General features: G+C 24.5%; 3 protein-coding genes and 1 pseudogene. 1 reads left to right on the top strand and 3 read right to left on the bottom strand.

The features are described 5' to 3' along the window. Positions 1-350: 350 nt before the first annotated feature. Genes C6B38_RS09895 through C6B38_RS04115 form a run of 3 tightly spaced genes read right to left on the bottom strand, consistent with a single transcriptional unit; the run spans position 351 to position 1052 of the window. Positions 351-500, bottom strand: coding sequence for a hypothetical protein (locus C6B38_RS09895; protein WP_162475854.1), 150 nt, complete (start codon positions 498-500; stop codon positions 351-353). Between the two features lie 3 nt (positions 501-503). Further along, positions 504-818: a hypothetical protein gene (locus C6B38_RS04120; protein WP_105298758.1), complete on the bottom strand. Its 315-nt coding sequence runs from the start codon at positions 816-818 to the stop codon at positions 504-506. Beyond that, positions 819-1052, bottom strand: coding sequence for a hypothetical protein (locus C6B38_RS04115; RefSeq protein ID WP_105298757.1), 234 nt, complete (start codon positions 1050-1052; stop codon positions 819-821). It abuts the gene before it with no gap. On the opposite strand from C6B38_RS04115, the pseudogene C6B38_RS11090 reads away from it, so the two are divergent. Then, a pseudogene (locus C6B38_RS11090) lies at positions 1024-1345 on the top strand (hypothetical protein); the annotation flags it as partial. The gene C6B38_RS04115 and the pseudogene C6B38_RS11090 sit on opposite strands and share 29 nt — an antisense overlap.

Genomic DNA, 1345 nt, shown 5'->3' with positions numbered 1-1345 from the left:
AAGATATTTACGAAATATTAATCAACCAAATAATATTAAATATAAGATATAACTTGGTATTTTATAAATTTGTTCTAAACATTTACCAATTGGTAATTTAATTGCTGGTATTTTAGGTATTTTTGTCGTTAATCAAGCAGTACTATGTAATATTGGATAAGAAATAATAATCCCAGCATATCCAAAAAACCACCATCAGTTATATCATGTTGACCAAACATAAACTATTTAACTGGTTCTAATGTTGGTATTCAATTAAAATGTAAACTAGTAAAAAATAAACCATATAAACTTAAAAATGGTGTATGATATAAAATTGATAAAGCATTATATCGCATAATATATGCTTTTTAAATATGAAATGGATATTTATCATATTTTAAAAACTTACGATTTTTTCATGCTTTAAAACTTTGACTTGGATTTCTTTGTTTAAAACCTAATCTTTGTCAATAAGTACCATTTTCATTTTTAATAATAATATTTTCTTTATCTATCATTATTTACACCTCTTGTCGAAAAATACGAACACTATTAATTGGAATATTAGAACCATCAGAACCATTAGTTAAATAAACCCGACCACTAGCACTATATAAAGCAATACTATAAGGTTTTTTATCCATATCATCAATAAAACAAGTTGCTTGATGTTTTGATGAAGTTTTATTTTCTTTCTGTTCTGTAAAATAAGGTGGTTCAAGCCATAACATACCTTCAGCACCTTTACGATTAGTTGGTGATATTCAAACTTGATAACGATATTCTTCTGAAAATTCAGGAATATCAATATAATCAGCACTATTTATTTCAAACACTTATTTTAACATTTGTTCAATAGTATCTTTTAAACCTTCATTTAAAGATAATTTATTATTTTCAATATCAAATTCATTTGATAATAATAATTCTAAACTACTATCATCTTTTTGATGTAATGGGGCATTAACTATTATTGAACTACCACTTTGTGCTTTTTTAACAATATATTTTCCATCTTCTTTATCAATATAATCTTTATTTAAATCATATCCTTTAAGAGAACACTGCAAATGTTTTGGGGAATTATTACAAGCTGATGCTAGTGAACATTTATGACTAGGAATAAATCATCCTAAAATATTTTTACATGGTGCTATTGATGATGCAACAAATACAGTTGTTGGATTATATTTTGATTATCAAGAAACCTTAAATGGTTATTATAATGTTTTATATCAAATTTTAAAAAACTATGGTATTCCTATGACATTTTATACAGATAAGCGAACAATTATTCCTATGACATTTTATACAGATAAGCGAACAATTTTTACTTATCAAAAAAATAATAGTAAAAACGAAG

It is taken from the genome of Spiroplasma sp. ChiS, assembly GCF_002968355.1.
In the GTDB taxonomy this organism is placed as follows: Bacteria; Bacillota_I; Bacilli_A; order Mycoplasmatales; family Mycoplasmataceae; genus Spiroplasma; species Spiroplasma citri.
Note: the sequence above shows the minus strand (reverse complement) of the source record. Positions and strands in the feature narration are given on the sequence as shown.